Source organism: Slackia sp. CM382, assembly GCF_000293015.1.
Classification (GTDB): Bacteria; Actinomycetota; Coriobacteriia; order Coriobacteriales; family Eggerthellaceae; genus Slackia; species Slackia exigua.
This window is the reverse complement of the sequence record NZ_ALNO01000004.1, coordinates 23919-43426: the sequence shown is the minus strand read 5'-3', so window position 1 is coordinate 43426 and position 19508 is coordinate 23919. Positions and strand designations below refer to the sequence as shown.

Sequence of the window (19508 nt, the reverse complement as noted above, 5' to 3'; positions counted from 1 at the left end):
TCGGTATCGGAAAACGATAGGCGAGAGCAAAGGAATAGGGCGTTTCCGTTCGAAGAACTATGATCGAGAATCAGACGGCGCTTCAGGGGGCAAGGCGGTGATGTTCGATGGCGAAGGATCGGCAGGCTGCGCAGGAGCGGAGGGCCGTGGTCCAACGGATCGGGGGTGCGCTGGCAAGGCTTCGCCATACGAGCGAAGGCATTGCGGGTTCCCCAACGACTGCAAACGGCGTTCTCGGCTCGGATTGCGATGATGCCGAAAGGGTTGCCGGCGCTGTCGTGGACGAGATCCAACATGCAATGGGTTTCGGGCTTCCATTCTGCATGGACGGCGAAGACGTGGACAGCTCGAGAAGCTTCTACGTGCTGAACGGTTACGTCGCGAATCGGCTCATGCGTTGCGGGCAGGCCGCTGTCGGGAATGGGTGGGCGAGCCGCGAGGCGGAGATGCCCGAAGGGCGTCATCTTGCGATTTCCCGGATTATGGGGGAGGTGGTCGCCTGCGTTCGCCTGACAGGTTGGGATTCTGATCGAAAGCGCGTGCTCGACCTTTTTCTTGGAAGAATCGAGCCGAGGGATGATCGTGAGCGGGTGATCAGGAAATTCACACGAATGATGGTTTCTCAGGATCCGGTCGACCTAAGCGTTGACGCCGTGCTTTCCTCATACGAGGAGCTCTATTCGGATACCGAGCAATCGGAGTCTCCGTTCGTGGAAGAAAGAAACGACCGATGTCTTCGCGCCGTCCTCGAAGAGGTTATGAGCGTCGTTCTGCATTCCGATGACGACGCTCATCCACCTTTCATCAAGGCGTTGATCGCGTTCCAGGCCATTCTGTCGCTGCGCCCTTTTCATGTGGGGAACATCTACATGGCGCGCCTGCTGTTCGCATGGTCGATGCGCTTTTCCGGCTATCCGATAGCAGGCCATGCACCGATCGTCGAGTTTTTGAAGCGGTGGAAGGCCGATGCGATCTCGAGCGACGACCCCTTCGTGCCGCGCATGGCGTTCGAGGATTCCGTAAGGATGCGTGGACGGCTGAATGATTGGACGCCCTGGTTCGAAGAGGTTCTGGGATTCATGCGAAGCGATCTTGAGCGCACGGAGGAAATGCTTTTCCGCATGCTGCTCAGGAGAATGCGCTTGCAGGATCTTTTATCGAACGTCGGGTGGATGAACGGCCGGCAACGCATGATCTTGCTCGAAGCCATCCTGCACGTCGACGCAGAGTTCACGTATGGATCGGTAAAGAAGGATTTCGACGTCGCATATGCGTCTGCCTACGCCGATCTGACGGAGCTGAGAGACGCTGGCTTTCTGAAAGTCATGCCGGCCGGCACGACATCGGTGTTCGTGGCTGAACACGACATGCGCGAACGGGTGCACGACATGCTTCGCCAGCATGCACCCGAGGCATACGCGAAGGTCTATACGGTCGAAGGCGGTTTGACCGAGGAATATCTCGAAGTGCGCGAACGCGTGCTGCTGCGCATGAGAAGGAACATGCTTTCATTCGATGGGTCGGGGTTTTCCATTCCTCTGTACAACTTAGGCGAGGCGGGCTGGATGGCAGACGAGCCTTCGTAACGCGTCGTCTTTAGCCGCGTCAGCATCGGTCGTCGTCAAGGCTCATGGACGGCCAGTCGCCTTATGAGGCGTCGGGCATGCAGGGGATCGCGATGATTTCGGCTCGATAAAACGCGCGGTCGACCATCCTTGTCTGGAAGATTCACGCCATGCGGGCAAGGGCGTCGGGGTCGCTTTCGTGCATGATCCGCATCACTTCGTCTTCCGGCATGTCGAGCGCGGCGGAGAACTCGCTCAGAACGAGCCCTACGGCCTGGTCGTATAGGCGCGTGTACATGGACGAGGGAATATGCCGCTTCGATTCCTGTTCGGCGATGCGCTCGCGCATGGTCTTGGCCACGCGCATGGCCTGCAGGCAGTCGTTCTCGCGCAGCATCTGCTTGAAGTGGTCTTCCACGGTGTGGGAATTGCTGTCTTTGAAGTCGTCCGTCTCGATGAGAGGGAAACGGTCGACGAGATCGAGCACCGCGTTTCGGGAAAGGATGGGGCGCAGGAAATCCTCATGGTCCATGGGGACATAGACGGTGCCGCCGCGTTTACGCGTCGCTTCGAGCACGTAATACCGGCGATCGGCGCCGCCGAAGGAAAGGGGCTCGTTCGTCTTCGTCACGATGCACACGCCGTAATTCGCATACACGACCCGGTCATTCACGCTGTACACGACATCGCCCCCGAAAACGTCGATTTCTGAAATCAGGGCGCACCTGGTAAAACGCCCATAACGTTGTACCAGAATATCATGTACGGCAAAAAGAATCATGAAAGAGCAGGATTCTTGATAGAAGCAATGCAATAGAGCGGTATACTACAAAATTTTTGTTCGGTTCATATTATGCATGAACCGAACATGACGGCGCATTCTTAGCAAGGCGATACGCGCGAGAACGTTCCGCCGGCGTATTCCGCGCTCCGTCGTTCGTCGAGCGATCCGCCTTCATGCATAGGCTTCGCACGGCGCCAGCGTCGCGATGCCCTCGAAGCAATGCGCTCCGTTCTGATCGCCCGAGACGTACCAGGATCCGTCTTCGAGCCGAAGGCGCGTCAGGTCGAAATCGCTTCCATAGGGAATCTCGTGCTCGAACGAGATCGCGAGCGACTTCAGCGTGGCGTCGCGCATGGCATCATCGGGCAGGGCGTCGCATATGAGGTCGGCGTATCGCGTGTTGTTGACATGCCCGTTCGCGTCGCAGTACGAAAACCCTGCATGGACGCTGCGCACGTACGTTCCCTCAAGCTTGCGGGGGATGCGTACGCGCAGCTCGCGATCGATGCTCTCGTTGAACGCAACCCATCCGTACGATTCGGGAAGGTGCCGATAGATGCTGCGGTCCTCGGTGTTCACAAGCACCCAGCGCGCGTCCATGAGACCGATCTCGTCGCCGCGCGCATCGCGGAATTCGGTGATGCGCTTGCACATGCCGCGCCGATGGGCCTCGGGGCGCGTCGTGATCGTGAGCTCCTCGTCCGCATGCGGCACGCGTGTCCACGCCAACGCCGAGCGCACGACCACCCAAGCGGTGCGCGTACGCTCGTAGAAGTCGGCATCCATGCCGGCCGAGGTGCAGTGATCGGTTGCCATCTGCTGGGCGAGGCGCATGCCTCCCCGCGGCGTCAAGAGATGATTCATGTCGCAGTCGTTGTCGAAGATCCGGAAGGTTTCCGTATGGGAGGGGGAGAAGCGCCCGCGGTGCGCAGGCGCCTCCTTTGCAGCGGCGTCTTCGATGGCGCGCATGCGTGCGGTTTCGGACCCGGTCATGAGCGATGCTTCGTTTCCCTAGATGGCGGCAGCGATCAAATCGCCGATTTCGGAGCAGGAGAGCTTCTTCTCGCCCGGCTTCGCGATGTCGCCGGTTCGATGCCCTGCTTCCAACACGCGTTCGACGGCGGTTTCGACGGCGCGCGCCTCGTCCTCCAGCCCGAAGCTATAACGGAGCATCATCGCGGCGGACAGGATGGTCGCGATCGGATTGGCGATGTTCTGCCCCGCGATGTCGGGGGCGCTGCCATGGATGGGCTCGTACAGACCGCGGCTCGTCTCGCCGAGCGACGCGCTCGGAAGCATGCCGAGCGATCCGGTGATGCAGCTCGCTTCGTCGGAGAGGATGTCGCCGAACAGGTTTCCCGTCAGGATGACGTCGAACTGGCTCGGATTCGTGACCAGCTGCATTGCAGCGTTGTCCACATAGTAATAATCCACCGCGACGTCGGGGTATTCCTGCGCCACGCGTTCGACCGTCTCGCGCCACACGCGGCTCGTTTCCAGAACGTTCGCCTTGTCGACGCTGGTCACGTGATTGCGGCGCTGGCGTGCCATCTGGAAGGCGCGATGCGCGATGCGCTCGACCTCGGCCACGGAATAGTTCATGTCGTCATGTCCCGTGCCGTCTTCGTCGCGCGTCTTGGCGCCGAAATAGACATCGCCGGTCAATTCGCGGCAGACAACCAGATCAAGGCCGTCCTTGATGCGCTCGGGCTTGAGCGGGCAGGCATCGGCCAGGGGTGCGTAGAGCACGGCGGGGCGCAGGTTCGCGAAGAGCCCCATGGCCTTGCGGATGCCGAGCAGGCCGCGTTCAGGACGGTTGTCGGCCGGCTGGGCGTCCCACGTGGGACCACCTACGGCGCCGAGCAGAACGCTGTCGGACGCGAGGCACGCATCGATGGTCTTCTGCGGCAGCGGCACGCCGGTCTCATCGATGGCGGCACCGCCGATGAGGGCGTCGGTGCAGACGAATTCATGCCCGAACTTCCTGCCGACCGCGGCGAGCGCCTTGAGCGCCTCGTCGACGATCTCGGGTCCGATGCCATCGCCCTTGAGAACGGTGATCCGGTATTCCATAGAAGCCTCCTAGTCTTCGTCGGCGTCGGCCTGGGCGCGCGCCTTCAGGGCGTTAAACAGCCCGTCGTGGTCGATGATGTTCTGGATGAATTCGGGGAAGGGCAGGGCTTGGAACGTCGCGCCCGTGGTGAGGTCTTCGATGACGCCGGTCGAGAAATCGACCGCGACCTCGTCGCCAGCCTCGATAGCCTCGGCCGCCTCCGCGCATTCGAGGATCGGAAGACCGATGTTGATGGCGTTGCGGTAGAAGATGCGCGCGAAGCTCGATGCGATGACGCAGGCCACACCGTTGTCCTTGATGACGCGGGGCGCATGCTCGCGCGACGATCCGCAGCCGAAATTCTTGGTGGCGACGATGATGTCGCCCGGCTTCATGTTCTTGACGAAGTCGGCGTCGATATCCTCCATCGCATGCGTCGCGAGCTCTGCCGGATCGGCGATGTTGAGGTAGCGCGCCGGAATGATGACGTCGGTATCCACGTTGTCGCCGTATTTGAAAACGGTTCCTTGTGCCTTCATAGGGCATCCTTTCGAAACGGCGTCCGGTCGCATGCGGTGCGGCATCCGGCCGGACGCGGGCGGCGGTGTCAGAGTAGCTCGATATCGGCAGGGTCGGTGATGACGCCCGTGATGGCGGACGCCGCCGCGACGGCCGGGCTCGACAGATAGACCTCGCTGGTCACGTGCCCCATGCGGCCGACGAAGTTGCGGTTCGTCGTGGCGATGGAGCGCTCGCCTGCGGCGAGGATGCCCATGTGGCCGCCCAGACACGGGCCGCAGGTCGGCGTGCTGATGACGGCACCTGCCTCGATGAATATCTTGGCCAGGCCTTCTTCGATGCACTGCAGGTAGATATGCTGCGTCGCGGGCATCACGATGGTGCGCACGTGCGGGCTGACGGTATGGCCCGCCAGGAGCTTGGCGGCGATGCGCATGTCTTCGATCCGGCCGTTCGTGCAGCTGCCGATGACGCTCTGGTCAACGCGGATGCCGGCCAGTTCGGTGACGGGTTTCGTGTTCTCGGGCAGGTGCGGCGCCGCGACGGTAGGCGGGATGCTGCCCAGGTCGATGTCGAAGACGCGCTCGTATGCCGCATCCTCGTCGGCGGCGAAGATGCGCGGCTCGTGCTGCGCGCGGCCTTCCATGTAGGCGAGCGTCTTGTCGTCCACGGGAAAGATGCCGTTCTTGGCGCCTGCCTCGATCGCCATGTTGCAGATGCTGAAGCGGTCGTCCATGGACAGCTTCGCCACGCCCGGGCCGGTGAATTCCATGCTCTGGTACAGTGCGCCGTCCACGCCGATCATGCCGATGATATGCAGGATGACATCCTTGCCGGACACCCAAGGCGCCGGCGTGCCGGTCAGGTTGAACTTGAGGGCGGAAGGGACGCGGAACCACGCGCGCCCCGTGGCGATGCCGGCGGCCAGGTCGGTCGACCCGACGCCGGTCGAAAACGCACCCAAGGCACCGTAGGTGCAGGTGTGGCTATCGGCGCCGATGATGGCGTCGCCCGAGGCCACAAGCCCCTTCTCAGGCAGGAGCGCATGCTCGACGCCCATCGTGCCCACGTCGTAGAAGTTGACGATCCCGTGCTTGAGGGCGAACTCGCGCACTTCCTTGCACTGCTCGGCGCTCTTGATGTCCTTGTTGGGCGCGAAGTGGTCCATGACCAGCGCGACCTTGGTCTTGTCGAAGACCTGTTCGAAGTCCGCCTCGCGAAGCACGCGGATGGATACCGGGCCGGTGATGTCGTTGGCGAGCGCGAGGTCGATATCGGCCTCTATGAGCTGGCCCGGCACGACGGAGTCGAGGCCCGCGTGCGCGGCCAGAATTTTCTGCGTCATGGTCATTCCCATGAGGGTTCCCCTTTTGGTCGTGTCATCGGATGGCGCGCTTTGCGGCGTAGGCTCCCAGGCGAACGGCTGGACGACGTTCGGAAGCCTGCGTTCCAATCGTCCGCCGGCATTGCGCCTGCCGGCTGCCCGTCTGGGCAACCGCCTTCCGACGACGTGGCTACTTGCGGCGGTTGATGGCGCTTATCAGGCCCTTGATGGATGCGGTGATGATGTCGTGGTGCTCTCCGCATCCCCAGACGGTCTTCCCATCGTCGCCCGCGATGCCCACGTAGGCGGCCGCACGGCTGTCCGATCCCGCCTCAAGGGCATGTTCGCTATAGGTTTCCACATGGGCTTTCACGCCCACCTTGGCGAGCGCGTCGGTGACGGCATCCAGGCGTCCGTTGCCGTTGCCGATCGCATCCTGCTCGATGCCGTCGACCTTGACGGTGATGAAGGCCTTGAACGCCTTGTTGTTGTCGGCGTGGGCGAAGTGGAAGTCCATGAGCTCGATCGGGGCCGCGCGGTTGACGTATTCGTCATGGAAGATGCGGTTGACCTCGTCCGGCGTGAGCTCCTTATGCTCGTGGTCGGACACGTCCTTCGTGTGGTAGCTGAGTTCTTCGCGCATGACCTTGGGCAGCACGTAGCCGAAGTTCTGCTCCAGGATATAGCCGAGGCCTCCCTTGCCGGACTGGCTGTTGATGCGGATGACGTCGGTTTCGTAGCGGCGGCCCACATCGGTCGGATCGATGGGCAGATACGGCGTGGTCCAATGTTCGGGATCGTGCTCCGCGCGCCAGGCGAGGCCCTTGGCGATGGCGTCCTGGTGGCTTCCCGAGAAGGCGGCGAAGACGAGTTGGCCCGAATAGGGCTGGCGCGGGTTGACAATCATGCGGGTGACGCGCTCATACATCTCGGCGATGGACGGCATGTCGTGGAAGTCCAGTTCAGGATCTATGCCATGCGAGAACATATTCATCGCGAGCACGATGATGTCCACGTTGCCGGTGCGTTCCCCGTTGCCGAACAGCGTGCCTTCGACCCGGTCGGCGCCGGCGAGGACGCCCAGCTCGGCGCAGGCCACGCCGGTGCCGCGGTCGTTATGCGGATGCAGGCTCAGCTCGACGCCTTCACGGAAGGCCAGATGCTTATGCATGTATTCGACCTGCTGCGCGTAGACGTGCGGCGAGCTCATCTCGACGGTCGCGGGCAGATTGATGATGGCCTTGCGCTCGGCGGTCGGCTGCCACACATCGAGGACGGCGTTGCAGACTTCGAGCGCGTATTCAGGCTCGGTGCCGGTGAAGCTTTCGGGACTGTACTCGAACCGGTAGTTCTCGTGGCCCGCTTCGTCGGTCAGCATTTTGAGCAGCTTCGCGCCATCGGTCGCGATCTTCTCGATCTGATCTTTGTCCTTGCGGAAGACCTGTTCGCGCTGGGCAACGCTCGTGGAATTGTACACATGCACGATGACGGGGGTCGTGCAGCCCTCGAGCGCTTCGAAGGTGCGCTTGATGATATGCTCGCGCGCCTGGGTCAGCACTTGGATCGTCACGTCTTCGGGGATCATGTCGTTTTCGATCAGCGTGCGGCACAGCTCGTATTCGGTTTCGGAGGCCGCAGGGAAGCCGATCTCTATTTCCTTGAAGCCGATTTCCAGCAGCTTCTTGAAGAACTCCAGCTTCTCATCGAGGCTCATCGGCGTGATGAGGGCCTGGTTGCCGTCGCGCAGGTCGACGCTGCACCATTTCGGGGCACGTTCGATGGAATCCTTCCGCACCCAGTCGAAGCAGGGTTCGGGGGGCAGGAAGTATCCGCGCATGTACTTGGTGTGGGCTGGCATTCCGGACATAGGAGGTACCTTCTCTCTTCGTGTCGCTTGCGCGATCGTTCATGACCTGGGACGCACGCGCTTGCATGGTCGCCTCCGCGCGATGCGCCGGGTGCGTCGATGCATGTCCGTCATACGGATGCGGATCGAGAAGGTTCTCGGGGCCGCCGCGGGGATGCATCGTCCGTCTTCGGCGAAGTCTTATAAGGCGCAGACCCGAGTTCGATGTTTCGCCAGGGGCGAAAGGCCGTCCTACAGGTGCGCCTGAATAAGCTTGGGTCGGAAGCCCGCGTCTTCGAGCGCATCGACGATCTGCCGTTTGTGCTCGGGGCCGAAGGCTTCGATGGTGACGCGAAGCTCCACCGCCGCATTGCGGTTGGTGCTGACGAACTGGTTGTGATCGAGTCGGATGACGTTGCCGCGGTTATCGGCGATGATGGAGGCCACGCGTACGAGCTCGCCGGGTCGGTCGGGCAGCAGCGTGGACACGGTGAAGACGCGGTCGCGGGCGATCAGGCCGTGCTGGACGACCGACGCCATCGTGATGACGTCCATGTTGCCGCCGGACAGGATGGAGACGATCTTCTTGCCGCTGATATCCAGATGTTTGAGGGCCGCAACGGTGAGCAGGCCGGAATTCTCGACCACCATCTTGTGGTTTTCCACCATGTCGAGGAAGGAGACGATGAGTTCGTCGTCATCGACCGCGATGATGTCGTCGACGTTTTCATGCACATAGGGGAAGATCTCGTCGCCCGGTTCGAGCACCGCGGTGCCGTCGGCGATGGTGTTCGCGGCAGGCAGCTTGACTACATGTCCGGCCTCGAAGGACGCCTTCATGCAGGCCGCGCCCGAGGGTTCGACGCCGATGACCTTGATATGCGGGTTGAGCAGCTTGGCCAGCGTGGAGACGCCTGCGGCCAGCCCGCCGCCTCCGATGGGGACCAGGATGTAATCGACGAGCGGCAGATCCTGCACGATTTCCATGGCGATGGTTCCTTGGCCCGTGGCGACCGCCGGATCGTTGAACGGATGCACGAAGGTGTAGCCGTTCTCTTCGGCGAGCTTGGTCGCGTAGGCTGCCGACTCGTCGAAGACGTTGCCGTGCAGCACCACTTCGGCTCCGAGCGCGCGTGTGCGCTCGACCTTGATGAACGGGGTGGTTTCCGGCATGACGATGACGGCTTTCACGCCGTATCTCGACGCGGCGTAGGCAACGCCCTGCGCGTGGTTGCCGGCCGATGCGGTGATCAGGCCTCGCTCGCGTTCCTCGGGGGTCATGGTGGATATCTTGTAATAGGCGCCGCGTACCTTGTAGGCGCCCGTACGCTGCATGTTCTCAGGCTTGAAGTAGACCTTGTTGCCGGTCCGGTCGCTGAAGTACGGGCTGTAGACGAGCTTCGTCTCCTGCGTGACTTCCTTGACCTTCTCGGAAGCCTCTTCGAATGCGTTCAGAGTGAGCATGTCCACGACGTACCTCGTCCTTCGTACCCCTTTTCAATGGTAATTGGCCAGTATACGATTCATTTTTTGCCGTCAGGCCTCGATATGGCCGTACGGGGGATGAATTCACGCCGTCTGCGCATGGGGAGGGTTCGCGAGCCTTCGTCCAGGCTCTAGAACCTGCCGCGCAGGGCATACCACCCGTTCCGCTCGTCGACGTCGAGCGGAACATCGAAGAGCTCGGACATGGGCTCACTCCTGAGCAGCCGCTCCTTCGGACCGTCGGCGAAGATGCGCGCGTCTTTCATGAGCACGACGCGCTTCACGTCGGGCACGATGTCTTCGGGGTAGTGGGTCACGATGATGACGGAGCGCCCTTCGCGCGCGAGCGTGCTCATGGTTTTGCGCAGGTAGTACATCCCTTGAGGGTCGAGCCCGGTGCAGGGTTCATCGAAGATGAGGACGCTCGGGTCGTGGACGAGTTCGCGGGCGACCAGCACGCGGCGCGCTTCTCCCGATGAAAGCGTCATGATGTCCCGGTCGGCCACGTGCCCGACGCCGAGCTTCGCCAGCTGCGCCATGCCGAGGGCGCGCTGCGTTTCGGAGCAGGTCACATGACGGGGCAGGCCGAGCGTGCCGAACAGGCCGCCGCACACGATATCGATGGCGGGCAGATGCACGCGCGCTTGCTCATGCATCGTAGAGCTCACGATGCCCAGCGCGCCCTTGAGATCGGTCAGCAGCGGACGGTCCTGGCCGCGGAAGCGAACCGGCGGGTGTTCCTTGAACAGAGGGAACGCCTCGCGCGTCAGCAGATGCACGAAGGTCGACTTCCCCGCGCCGTTCGGGCCGAGAAGCGCGACGTGCTCGCCTTCTGCGAGGGAGAAGTCGTCCACGTGCAGGATGGGGCGGCCGGCGCGCATGACCGTCGCGTCATGGATCTCGAAGAGGGGAACGGCCGCCATCTGCTATCGAACCTCCGCAACGACCTCGACTTCGACAAGGGCGCCTTTAGGGAGCTTCTCGACGGCGACGGCCGAGCGTGCAGGAAGGGAGCCGGTGAAGGACTTGCCGTATTCCGCATTGAAGGCGGCGAAGTCGTCCATGTCGTTCAGGAAGCAGGTCGTTTTCACGACATGCCCGAAATCGGTACCGGCGGCGGCGAGCAGCGCGCCGATATTCTTCATGACCTGGGCGGTCTGCTCCTCGATAGTGGTGCCGACAAGAGTTCCGGTCGCAGGGTCGAGCGCGATTTGGCCCGAAGCGAAGAGCAGGCCGTTCACGATATTTCCCTGAGCATAGGGACCGATGGCCGCGGGCGCGTCGGGCGTTGCGATGGTTTTCATGATGTCTCCGATCCTGAGGTGATTCGTAGAAGGCCATCTTACGAGCGCGATGTTTCCATCCGATGCCGCGGACAGAATCGGCCGTTTTTTCATCTGAATGACACGCGGGGGCCTTCGGCACGGTGTCGTCCTTTCTCAGCTTCGAGCTCTCCGTTTCGAATCCCTCACGGCTTCGGTGCCCCCCATTTTCAAAATAGCCCGTGCATTTCCTTGACAACTATTACGTTAGTCGATATATTATGCACAACGATATAACGATATACGATATATCGTGAAGCGTAAGAAAAGGGAGGGAAGCCCATGGCAAAGGCCGAATCATCGGGAGCGCTCACTGAATCGACGTTTTACGTGCTCCTCTGCCTGCATGAACCCATGCATGGGTACGCGATCATGCAGAAGGTCAAGGATATGACGGGGGGTCGCGTGAACCTCGGCGCGGGGACGCTCTACGGAATCCTGAATGCGCTCGTCGAGAAAGATCTGATCGCAGAACTGAACGAACGCAGCTCAGGACGCAGGAAGGAATATGCGATCACCAACGAAGGCAGGCTTGCGTTCGCGGACGAGGTGAAACGCCTGGAAGCTCTCGTCAGAGATGCCCGTTCGATCCAAGGAGGGAACTAAGATGGCTGCCAGCACGATGATCAAGAAAACGTTCGCCGACACCATGAAGGAGCAGGACTGGATCAACGATATGAGCGCGCAGGGAAAGGCGCTCATCGGATATAGCGGCGGAACCTATGCGTTCGTCGACGACGAGCCCGGTTCGTGGCAGTATCTCGTCGAGATCATGGGCACCGGCAAGAAGGCCCAGGAAGATTACCTGTCGTTCCTCGAGGAGATGGGCGTCGAAGTCGTGGCCTCCTATGCCGGCCGCGCGTATCTGCGCAAGAAGAACGACGGGACGCCCTTCGACCTTCACAGCGATGGGGAATCCCGTCTCGATCAGGCGAAGAAGGCCGCAACGACATGGACCGCCATCCCGATCACCCAGGCGGTGACCGCCATTGCGATCATCTGCAACAGCCTGCTTACGACCGGGTCGTTCACGCTCGGCACGGGCATTGCGGTCGGCACGGGCATCGTGCTTCTCGTCGCAGCCGTCATCGAGTACGCCGTGCTCGGCGCGCCGGGCCGCAAGCGCGTGCGTGAGGCGCAGCGCGATCTGCAGGTGCACGAATAGGTGCGTGCGAAGAGGCCGTCGTGCCACCTGCGTGCAGGCTGCCGTGCCTAATTGTCCAGCACGCCGCTCGTCCATGCGTCGATGTCTTCGACGCGGATGATCGACCCGACGGCGCGCACCGCATCGTCGGCCTCGAGCGCCGCACGCGCCGTTTCCATATCCGCCTCAAGCGCGCGGTGCGTGACGAAGACGACCTGGCACGCGCCGTCGGTCGTGCCGGCTACCTGGCGAATCGTCGAGATGGAAACGCCGGATTCGGAAAAGATGCGCGTGATGGCCGAAAGGGTTCCGACCTGATCCTCTACGACAAGGCGGATGCAGTAGCGCGTATGCAGGTCCGCCATCGGACGGATGGGACGCACGCGGCCGAACGGACGGCTTTCCGCAAGCGGCTTCTGGCCTTGGGAAATCGGCTCTGCAAGCGCGAAGATGTCGCCGATCACGGCGCTTGCCGTCGGGAAAGACCCGGCACCTGCGCCGTAGAACATCGTCTCTCCCACGCCGTCGCCGACCACGTAGACGGCGTTCATCGCGCCGTCGACGCTGGCCAAGGGATGGTCGTTGGGGATCATCGTCGGGTGGACGCGTACGTCGATGCCCGTATCGGTGGCTCGCGCGATGGCGAGCAGCTTAATGGTCTTGCCCAGCTCCTCGGCGATTTCGATATCCGTCGCGGTGATGGAACGGATGCCCTGCATGTAGACGTCGTCGGTGGTGATGCGCGTGCGGAAGCCCATCGATCCGAGAATCGCGATCTTGGAGGCGGCGTCGAAGCCGTCGACGTCGGCCGTGGGATCGGCCTCGGCGTATCCGAGCGCCTGCGCATCGGCCAGCACCTCGTCGAACGAGGACCCCTCATGCTTCATGCGTGAAAGGATGTAGTTCGTGGTGCCGTTCATGATGCCGGCGACGGTGAGGATCTCGTTGCCGTTGAGCTCGTGCTCAAGCGCATGGACGACGGGAATGCCGCCCGCGGCAGCCGCCTCGCAGCGGAAGGCGACGCCGTGTTCCGCCGCGATCTCCGCGAGCTGCGCGGTATGGCGTCCGATCAGTGCCTTGTTGGCGGACACGACGTGCTTGCCTGCGCGGAACGATTCTTCGAAGATTTCGGTGGCGGGGTGCTCGCCGCCGATGAGCTCGACCACGATGTCGATGTCGGGGTCGGATACGACGTCGCGCCAATCGTCGGTGAAATGCTCGATAGGCAGGCCGATGCGGCGCGCTTCGTCAAGCCGTCGGGCGCATCCGCGTTTGATGACCAGGTCGATCCCGTAGTTCTTCACGTAGTCGTCGTGATGCTTGGCGATGAGGCGAGCCACGCCGCCCCCGACCGTTCCCAGGCCGATGAGGCCGATGTTGATGCTGCGCATGGCGCTCCTATCGTTCGTCGCTGCCGATGGCTAGCAGTGTAGCGGCTTTGCGGACGGGGAGGGGTTTCGCATCTAATATTCTATTTTGCAGGGTGTTTTGCCCTTCGATTCGGCCTCGCTCTGCCTTACTTCGATGATCTTGTTCGCGTTGTTCAAACCCGGACAATCGGGTGAAGCGTGGTAGCGTTTACCTGATTTGGTGATATAGACGATAGGATCGTCGGAGTCGTCGTCCTCGGCATCGGCTTCGGGATCGCTCGCTCCAGCGACGTTCGCCTCGGCCTCTCCGACCGAAGCTGCCGCAGCCGTGCTTGCAGATTCGTCAGTCTGAGCGGATGCTTCCCCGGTCGCGTAGTCGATAACGCATCCCTTGGCGGCGTTGTACACGATGTATTCCGAATCGATCGTTCCGTCCGACGACTTCATATCGACGAGCACGGCACGTGCCACGGGCTCGTCTCCCACATAGAGGGGCATGGCCGCGTAGTACAGCGCCCCATCCGCATGGCGGTCGAGCCAATCGCGTGCGATGGTCTCGCAATATCCCATGCCGCCTTCGCCGTCGTTCGCGCCGACGTTCTGGGTGCGCGTGCCCGTGATCATGTTCTCGACGCGCATCGCACCGCCGAGACTGTCGGCGATCAGGTGCGATCGGTTCCAGAGGTAGCCATGGTAGGTTTTCCCGTTGGGGAGGGATATGCCGAAGCGGTCGTTATGCCCCCAGCCGCTCGGCTTGATGCTGCTGTCCATATGCGTGCGTCCGCGTTTTTCCGCATAGGAACGGTCCTGGTGCGTGATGACGGCATAGGCTTCTTGGGTCCGCCCCAGGCTGTCCAGGTCGCTGTAGCGGTATTCGCCCGCGTCGGCGTCGTGGCGGACGACGGCGGCTCCGACCTCGTATACGTAATTCGGCGCGGCATCTTCCGACCATTCGTCCCAGCCGTCGGGAATGCCCGTGTTCGACGAGGCTTGGAAGGCATGGAACGCTTCTTTGGATTTTCCTAATGCCGCATCCGAAGGAGATGAGGAATCGGATTCCTGCGAGTCTTGCTGGGTTGCCTCGATGGTTTGATCGGAAGACGCGTCGCTCGATGCGGTGCCGTTTCCGCCTGCCGATCCGCACGAACTTACGAACAAGGTCGAGGCAAGAACGGCTGCGGCAAAGAGCCCTTCCCAGAACCTGGCTGATTTCATCGCTCCCCCTTGCGCAGATTCGATTCCCTTGCGCCCATGATAGGCGTTCACTTCTTTTCCGTGGATGTCTTCTTCAATGGGCAGCTCCGTTCATGCGGACATGCCATACCGGCACCCATACGCATACGGGTTGAGCGGGGCGGCTCCGTCCATGCGGACATGCCGTTCTTTATAGAGAGGCTTAAACGTAGGCAAGATTTGGGGAAGGAAACCGTTCGCGTTCATTCACGGGAATTCTTGTTGACACCTCAGGTTCCTATGGTTATATGTTAGCCGAATCTAACACGGGCATGCTTCATTTTCTGGATGCGAATGCTGATTGCGGTCTCATGAAGCCGCATATGCGCAGTTCAGAGACGTGAGATTCAAGTACGTGCTCGATCGTGGACGGCGAGGGCGCCGAAGCGAATCGTGCGGGCATGCGCACTCGAATAAGAAAGGAAATGAAAATGAGCAAGGTTGCTGTCGTGTATTGGAGCGGAACCGGCAATACCGAGGCCATGGCCGACTTGATCGCCGAAGGCGTGCGCGAGGCCGGCGGAACCGCCGACGTCATCGAATGCTCGCAGTTCGGTCCCGATCAGCTGGATGATTTCGATGCGTTCGCATTCGGCTGCCCGGCCATGGGCGACGAAGAGCTCGAAGACGGCGAGTTCCTCCCCATGTACGACGTGGTGGAGCCTCTGCTCTCGGGGCGTCGCGTCGTGCTGTTCGGGTCGTATGACTGGAACGACGGCGAGTGGATGGAGCTGTGGGAGCAGCGCGCGGAAGCCGCCGGTCTCGACCTCGTGGATTCCGTCATCGCCAAGGATTACCCCGACGACGACGCGTCTGCCGAATGTGCACGCGTCGGCATGGCCATCGCGAAGGGGTAGAAGCTTCGCCGGACTATACAAGGTCGCATCGACTCCCGGAAGAGGATCGGACGTGCAGTCCGGTCCTCTTCCGTATGTTCCGGCCGACGGAAAGCAGCCAAATGGCCGACGGATCCATTCATGATGCGGAACTCGCAGTCCGGATGGCTGGAATCGATGCAACCTCCGTCGTTCGTCCAAGGCACCCAGGCTCGCATCCGCCTCGAATGCCTGCGCCGGAGCCTCGTGCGCCTTTGCGGACCGCGTTAGCGCCTCTCGACGTTCCAGCCGGCGCTCTCGTGCTGCAGCTCCCACAGCCGGGCATAAAGGCCCTGCCGTTCGAGCAAAAGCCCATGGCTCCCTTCCTCGACAACGCGGCCGTCGTCGATCACCACGATATGGTCGGCCCCTGCCACCGTGCGCATGCGGTGGGCGATCACGATGACCGTCTTGCCGGCGCACAGGCGCCCCACGGCCTGCTGGACCAACGTCTCGCTCTCAGGGTCGAGCGAGGCCGTGGCCTCGTCGAGCAGGATGACCGGCGCGTCCTTGAGCAGGGCGCGGGCAATCGAGAGACGCTGGCGTTCGCCGCCCGAAAGCGCTGCTCCGTTTTCGCCCAGCATGGTGTCGAAGCCGTCGGGAAGCCTGTCGATGAACTCGGTGCAGCATGCCGTTTCCGCCGCGGCGCGCACCTCGTCATCGGTCGCGTCCTCGCGTCCGATGCGGATGTTGCCCGCCACCGTATCGTCGAAGAGCAGCACATCCTGGAACACCATCGAGACATGCGACAGCCACGATTCCTCGCGGAAACCCGCTATGTCGTGTCCGCCGCATGTCACGCGTCCCCCGCCAGGAATCCAGAATCGGGCCACGAGCTGGGCGCAGGTCGACTTGCCCGAGCCGGACGGCCCGACAAGCGCCGTCACCTGCCCCTCGCGCGCGATGAAGCTCACGCCGTGCAGCACTTCCTTTTCCTCGTAGGCGAAGCGCACGTCCTCGAAGGCGATCTGATGGCTGTTCACCAGGACTTCCGCGTCGCCGCATGCCTCGGGCTCGTCCATGATGGCCCTGAGACGCGCGGTCTTGGTCGAAAGGCTCAGCACGCTGGGCAGCTTGGAGACCAGCATGAGAATCGGCCCGTACACGCGCGAGGCGATGAGGAGGAACATGAGCAGCGTCATGAAGTCGACGCTGCCGCCCGCAAGCAGGGCGGTGCCGACGAACACCGTAAGCCCTACGCCCGAACGCAGGATGGCGTTGGCGAGCGATACCGATAGGTCGACTGCCAGCTCGACTTTCATGGTCATGCGCTTGAGCGATAGGAGCGCCTCGTTCATCTCGTGCGATTTCTCGCCGACCATATGGCAGGCGCGGATGTCTTTGAGACCCTCGAGATAATCCTGGATGCAGGCGAGCGATTCGATGCGTGCATCCTGCTGGCGCTCGAACAGGTGCTTCTCATGTCGATGGCTGGCAAGGACGATCAGCGCGGCGATCGGCAGCGTCACGAGCACGCAGAACGCAAGCATCCAGTTGAAGAACGCGAGCAGCGCGCAGATCGCGATCGTCGAGACGCACCCGGCCACGAGCTGCGGCACCGTGCTCGAAAGCATCGTTTCCTGCGCGGTCACATCGCTCATGATGCGGTCGGCGACATCGGCGGTCCCACGCCGGTTGAAGAAGCTCATGGGTAGCCGGCGCAGATGCTCGGCAAGGGATAGACGCATCGATTCCGATTCGGTGTAGGCGGCGACGTACGTCTTCCTGTAGTCGTTCTTCGCGGCGATGAAGGTGACGACGAGGCCCGCGATGCCGCAGGCGAACACCGCCCACAGCTTCCCGGCCTCGAATGTCTCGCCCGCGAGCGTTCCGATGAGGATGGAAAACGCGGCGACCGTGCACATAAACGGGATCATGAGCGACAGGTCGGTGAGGGTGCAGGCGACCGACGAGCGCGCCAAGTTCCTGTACCCCTCGTCCGAAAGGCTCAGAAGACGCTTGAGCCACGGCTGCTTCTTGCCCGGGGCGTCCCCGTCTCCATCGGCGCTTGCGGCGGCCGCTGATGCGGTTGCCGCGACGGCGGATCCTGCAGGCGCCGTCGCTTCGAGCGGAAGGGCTGCGGCAGGCGGCGCCGCAGCGATTCGCGCGCCGCCGTCGGAGCCGATGCCCCAAGCGAGCGACTGCTCGTAGCGCTCCCACATCCGTGCGTAGGTGCCGCCTGAAGCAAGCAGCTCGGCGTGCGTGCCCTCTTCCGCCACTTTGCCGTCGTCCATGACGACGATCTTGTCGGCACCGACCACCGTCGACAGCCGATGCGCGATCATCAGCACCGTCTTGCCGTCCATGAGCTTCTCGAACGCTTTCTGGATGAGCCGCTCGTTCTCGGGGTCGGCGAACGCGGTGGCCTCATCGAGCACCACGACAGGGGCATCCGAGAGGATCGCCCGCGCCAGGGCGATGCGCTGGCCCTCGCCGCCGGACAGATGGATGCCCGCGGCGCCCACGACGGTGTCGTATCCGGAGGGCAGCCGCTCGATGAAATCGTGCGCCTGGGCCGCCTGCGCCGCCGCGATCACATCGGCATCCGTGGCGCCGTCGCGGCCGCGGCGTATGTTGTCCGCGATGCTTTCGCGAAACAGGTGGAAGTCTTGGAACACCAGGCTCAGCTGTTCCATGAGCTCGTCGGATCCCATCGAGCGCACGTCGGCGCCGCCTATGCGGATGCAGCCGCGATCGACGTCCCAGAAACGCGCGAGGAGGTTCGCGAGCGTCGATTTGCCCGAGCCGGACGGCCCGACGACTGCGCACACGCTTCCGGCGGGCACGGTGAAGCTCACGTTCTCGAGCGCTTGCGGGCCGCTTTCCTCGTACGCGAAGCTCACGTCCTCGAACTGCACCGATGCATCGCGCGGGGCTTGCGCTTCGCCGGCGGAGGAAAGCTCGTCGAGCTTCAGCACCGAATCGATGCGGCCGATGCTCGCGCCGGCGATCATGGAATCCTCGCTCACATAGAGGATCTTCTGGAACACGCTCGAGATCGAATGCACGAACAGCAGGTAGAAGACGAGCGAGAGGACGAAGGCCGGCCAGTCGTCCGCGCCGGGGGCGAGCAGGATTCCTACCGGCAGGACGAACAGGTAGGCGCTGTTGAGCAGCGCGGTGAAGCCCGGCATGGAGTTCTGGAAGAAGAACGTGACGTCCAGCGCCAGCCCCGTGTAGTCCTTGACGGCCTCGGCGAGCTTCTTGAACGAGCGTGCGGTCTGCCCGAACGCCTTGACGACGCGCATGCCGCGCACGTATTCGACGGCGGCGTTGCCCATTTCCTCCTTGACCTGCTGGTAGCGCCCCATCTGGCTCATGAGGCGCTTGTCGGCGTAGCACGAGAACTGCACGATGCAGGCAACGGCGACCGCGACGATGGTCGCCACGCCGAAGCGCCAGTCGAACACGAAGAGCAGCACGATGAGCACGACGGGTGCGACGGCGGTGGCAGCCAAATCGGGGATCGAGTGCCCGATGAACTGCTCTATGCCGTCGACCGCCTCGTCCATGATCTTGGAGATGCGTCCCGTTCCCAGCCGGGCGACGTGCCCTAGCGGCACTTTGCCCAGATGGTCGACGATGCCGATCTTGATGCGGTACTGCGTGTCGAACGCAGCCGCATGCGAGCACAGCAGCGCGCACAGGTAGCACCCCACATCGGCGACGACTCCCGCCAGCGCCAGCATGCCGTAGCCCGAGAGCTGGCGCGCGTCGAGCGCAGACAGATCCGGATAGACGGACACGATCGCCGATATCGTCGCATAGATGGCGATGTAAGGTACGAACGACGCCGCCGAGGACAGCGCGGCCAGCAGCATCGACAGCACGATGAGGGGCTTGCGCGGTCCGGCGAACGCCATGCAGCGCGCGAACACTCCGGGCCGTTTGGGCTGCGTGCCCTTGCTGTCCGCGGATCCGGCCGAGATCTTGCCTGCGACCTCGGCCGCAGGTTCGACCTGCATGGCATCCTGCTCTTTCATGCGGC

The 19508-nt window shown here is 62.5% G+C and carries 16 protein-coding genes; 4 read left to right on the top strand and 12 right to left on the bottom strand.

What is annotated here, in order from left to right; all coding sequences use genetic code 11:
* Nucleotides 1-611 precede the first annotated feature (611 nt).
* Nucleotides 612-1586, top strand: a complete 975-nt coding sequence (locus HMPREF1155_RS01830) for a hypothetical protein (RefSeq protein WP_238319054.1) — start codon at nt 612-614, stop codon at nt 1584-1586.
* A gap of 142 nt (nt 1587-1728) precedes the next feature.
* On the opposite strand, the gene HMPREF1155_RS01825 is transcribed toward HMPREF1155_RS01830, so the two are convergent.
* The 9 genes from HMPREF1155_RS01825 to HMPREF1155_RS01785 all read right to left on the bottom strand — a co-directional run bounded on the left by HMPREF1155_RS01825 (nt 1729) and on the right by HMPREF1155_RS01785 (nt 10880).
* Complete coding sequence (locus HMPREF1155_RS01825; RefSeq protein ID WP_255344603.1) at nt 1729-2238, bottom strand: CarD family transcriptional regulator; 510 nt, start codon at nt 2236-2238, stop codon at nt 1729-1731.
* Between the two features lie 282 nt (nt 2239-2520).
* Entirely contained in the window at nt 2521-3342 is an 822-nt protein-coding gene (locus HMPREF1155_RS01820; RefSeq protein WP_009076702.1) for an acyl-[acyl-carrier-protein] thioesterase, read from the bottom strand.
* Between the two features lie 18 nt (nt 3343-3360).
* Nucleotides 3361-4422 (bottom strand): 3-isopropylmalate dehydrogenase, encoded by a 1062-nt coding sequence (gene leuB, locus HMPREF1155_RS01815; protein WP_009076752.1) that lies wholly within the window; start codon nt 4420-4422, stop codon nt 3361-3363.
* A gap of 9 nt (nt 4423-4431) precedes the next feature.
* Entirely contained in the window at nt 4432-4941 is a 510-nt protein-coding gene (gene leuD / locus HMPREF1155_RS01810) for a 3-isopropylmalate dehydratase small subunit (RefSeq protein WP_006362610.1), read from the bottom strand.
* Between the two features lie 68 nt (nt 4942-5009).
* Nucleotides 5010-6278 carry a 3-isopropylmalate dehydratase large subunit gene (leuC, locus tag HMPREF1155_RS01805; RefSeq protein WP_009076717.1) on the bottom strand — a complete coding sequence of 423 codons (1269 nt, stop codon included), beginning with the start codon at nt 6276-6278 and terminating at the stop codon, nt 5010-5012.
* A 157-nt stretch (nt 6279-6435) separates the two neighbouring features.
* Complete coding sequence (locus HMPREF1155_RS01800) at nt 6436-8112, bottom strand: 2-isopropylmalate synthase (RefSeq protein WP_009076685.1); 1677 nt, start codon at nt 8110-8112, stop codon at nt 6436-6438.
* A 231-nt stretch (nt 8113-8343) separates the two neighbouring features.
* A complete protein-coding gene (gene ilvA, locus HMPREF1155_RS01795; RefSeq protein ID WP_039993169.1) occupies nt 8344-9555 on the bottom strand; it encodes a threonine ammonia-lyase in 1212 nt (403 codons plus the stop codon).
* Nucleotides 9556-9707: 152 nt separating this feature from the next.
* Nucleotides 9708-10499 carry an ABC transporter ATP-binding protein gene (locus HMPREF1155_RS01790; RefSeq protein WP_009076708.1) on the bottom strand — a complete coding sequence of 264 codons (792 nt, stop codon included), beginning with the start codon at nt 10497-10499 and terminating at the stop codon, nt 9708-9710.
* A gap of 3 nt (nt 10500-10502) precedes the next feature.
* Entirely contained in the window at nt 10503-10880 is a 378-nt protein-coding gene (locus HMPREF1155_RS01785) for a Rid family detoxifying hydrolase (protein WP_009076748.1), read from the bottom strand.
* A gap of 300 nt (nt 10881-11180) precedes the next feature.
* Between HMPREF1155_RS01785 and HMPREF1155_RS01780 the strand changes: the two genes are divergently transcribed.
* Both HMPREF1155_RS01780 and HMPREF1155_RS01775 read left to right on the top strand, forming a co-directional pair.
* The gene (locus tag HMPREF1155_RS01780; protein WP_006362618.1) at nt 11181-11504 is read left to right on the top strand and encodes a PadR family transcriptional regulator; all 324 of its coding nucleotides are present in this window, start codon (nt 11181-11183) and stop codon (nt 11502-11504) included.
* Between the two features lies 1 nt (nt 11505).
* Complete coding sequence (locus HMPREF1155_RS01775; RefSeq protein WP_006362619.1) at nt 11506-12063, top strand: DUF2812 domain-containing protein; 558 nt, start codon at nt 11506-11508, stop codon at nt 12061-12063.
* Between the two features lie 47 nt (nt 12064-12110).
* Here HMPREF1155_RS01775 and HMPREF1155_RS01770 read toward each other — a convergent pair whose 3' ends face one another.
* Nucleotides 12111-13433 carry a homoserine dehydrogenase gene (locus HMPREF1155_RS01770; RefSeq protein WP_009076712.1) on the bottom strand — a complete coding sequence of 441 codons (1323 nt, stop codon included), beginning with the start codon at nt 13431-13433 and terminating at the stop codon, nt 12111-12113.
* A 72-nt stretch (nt 13434-13505) separates the two neighbouring features.
* Nucleotides 13506-14627 carry a DNA/RNA non-specific endonuclease gene (locus tag HMPREF1155_RS08775; RefSeq protein ID WP_009076701.1) on the bottom strand — a complete coding sequence of 374 codons (1122 nt, stop codon included), beginning with the start codon at nt 14625-14627 and terminating at the stop codon, nt 13506-13508.
* Nucleotides 14628-15076: 449 nt separating this feature from the next.
* Here HMPREF1155_RS08775 and HMPREF1155_RS01760 point away from each other — a divergent pair, with 449 nt between their 5' ends.
* Nucleotides 15077-15502, top strand: a complete 426-nt coding sequence (locus tag HMPREF1155_RS01760; protein ID WP_009076707.1) for a flavodoxin — start codon at nt 15077-15079, stop codon at nt 15500-15502.
* A gap of 245 nt (nt 15503-15747) precedes the next feature.
* On the opposite strand, the gene HMPREF1155_RS01755 is transcribed toward HMPREF1155_RS01760, so the two are convergent.
* Nucleotides 15748-19503, bottom strand: coding sequence for an ABC transporter ATP-binding protein (locus HMPREF1155_RS01755; RefSeq protein ID WP_155999102.1), 3756 nt, complete (start codon nt 19501-19503; stop codon nt 15748-15750).
* Nucleotides 19504-19508: the final 5 nt, after the last annotated feature.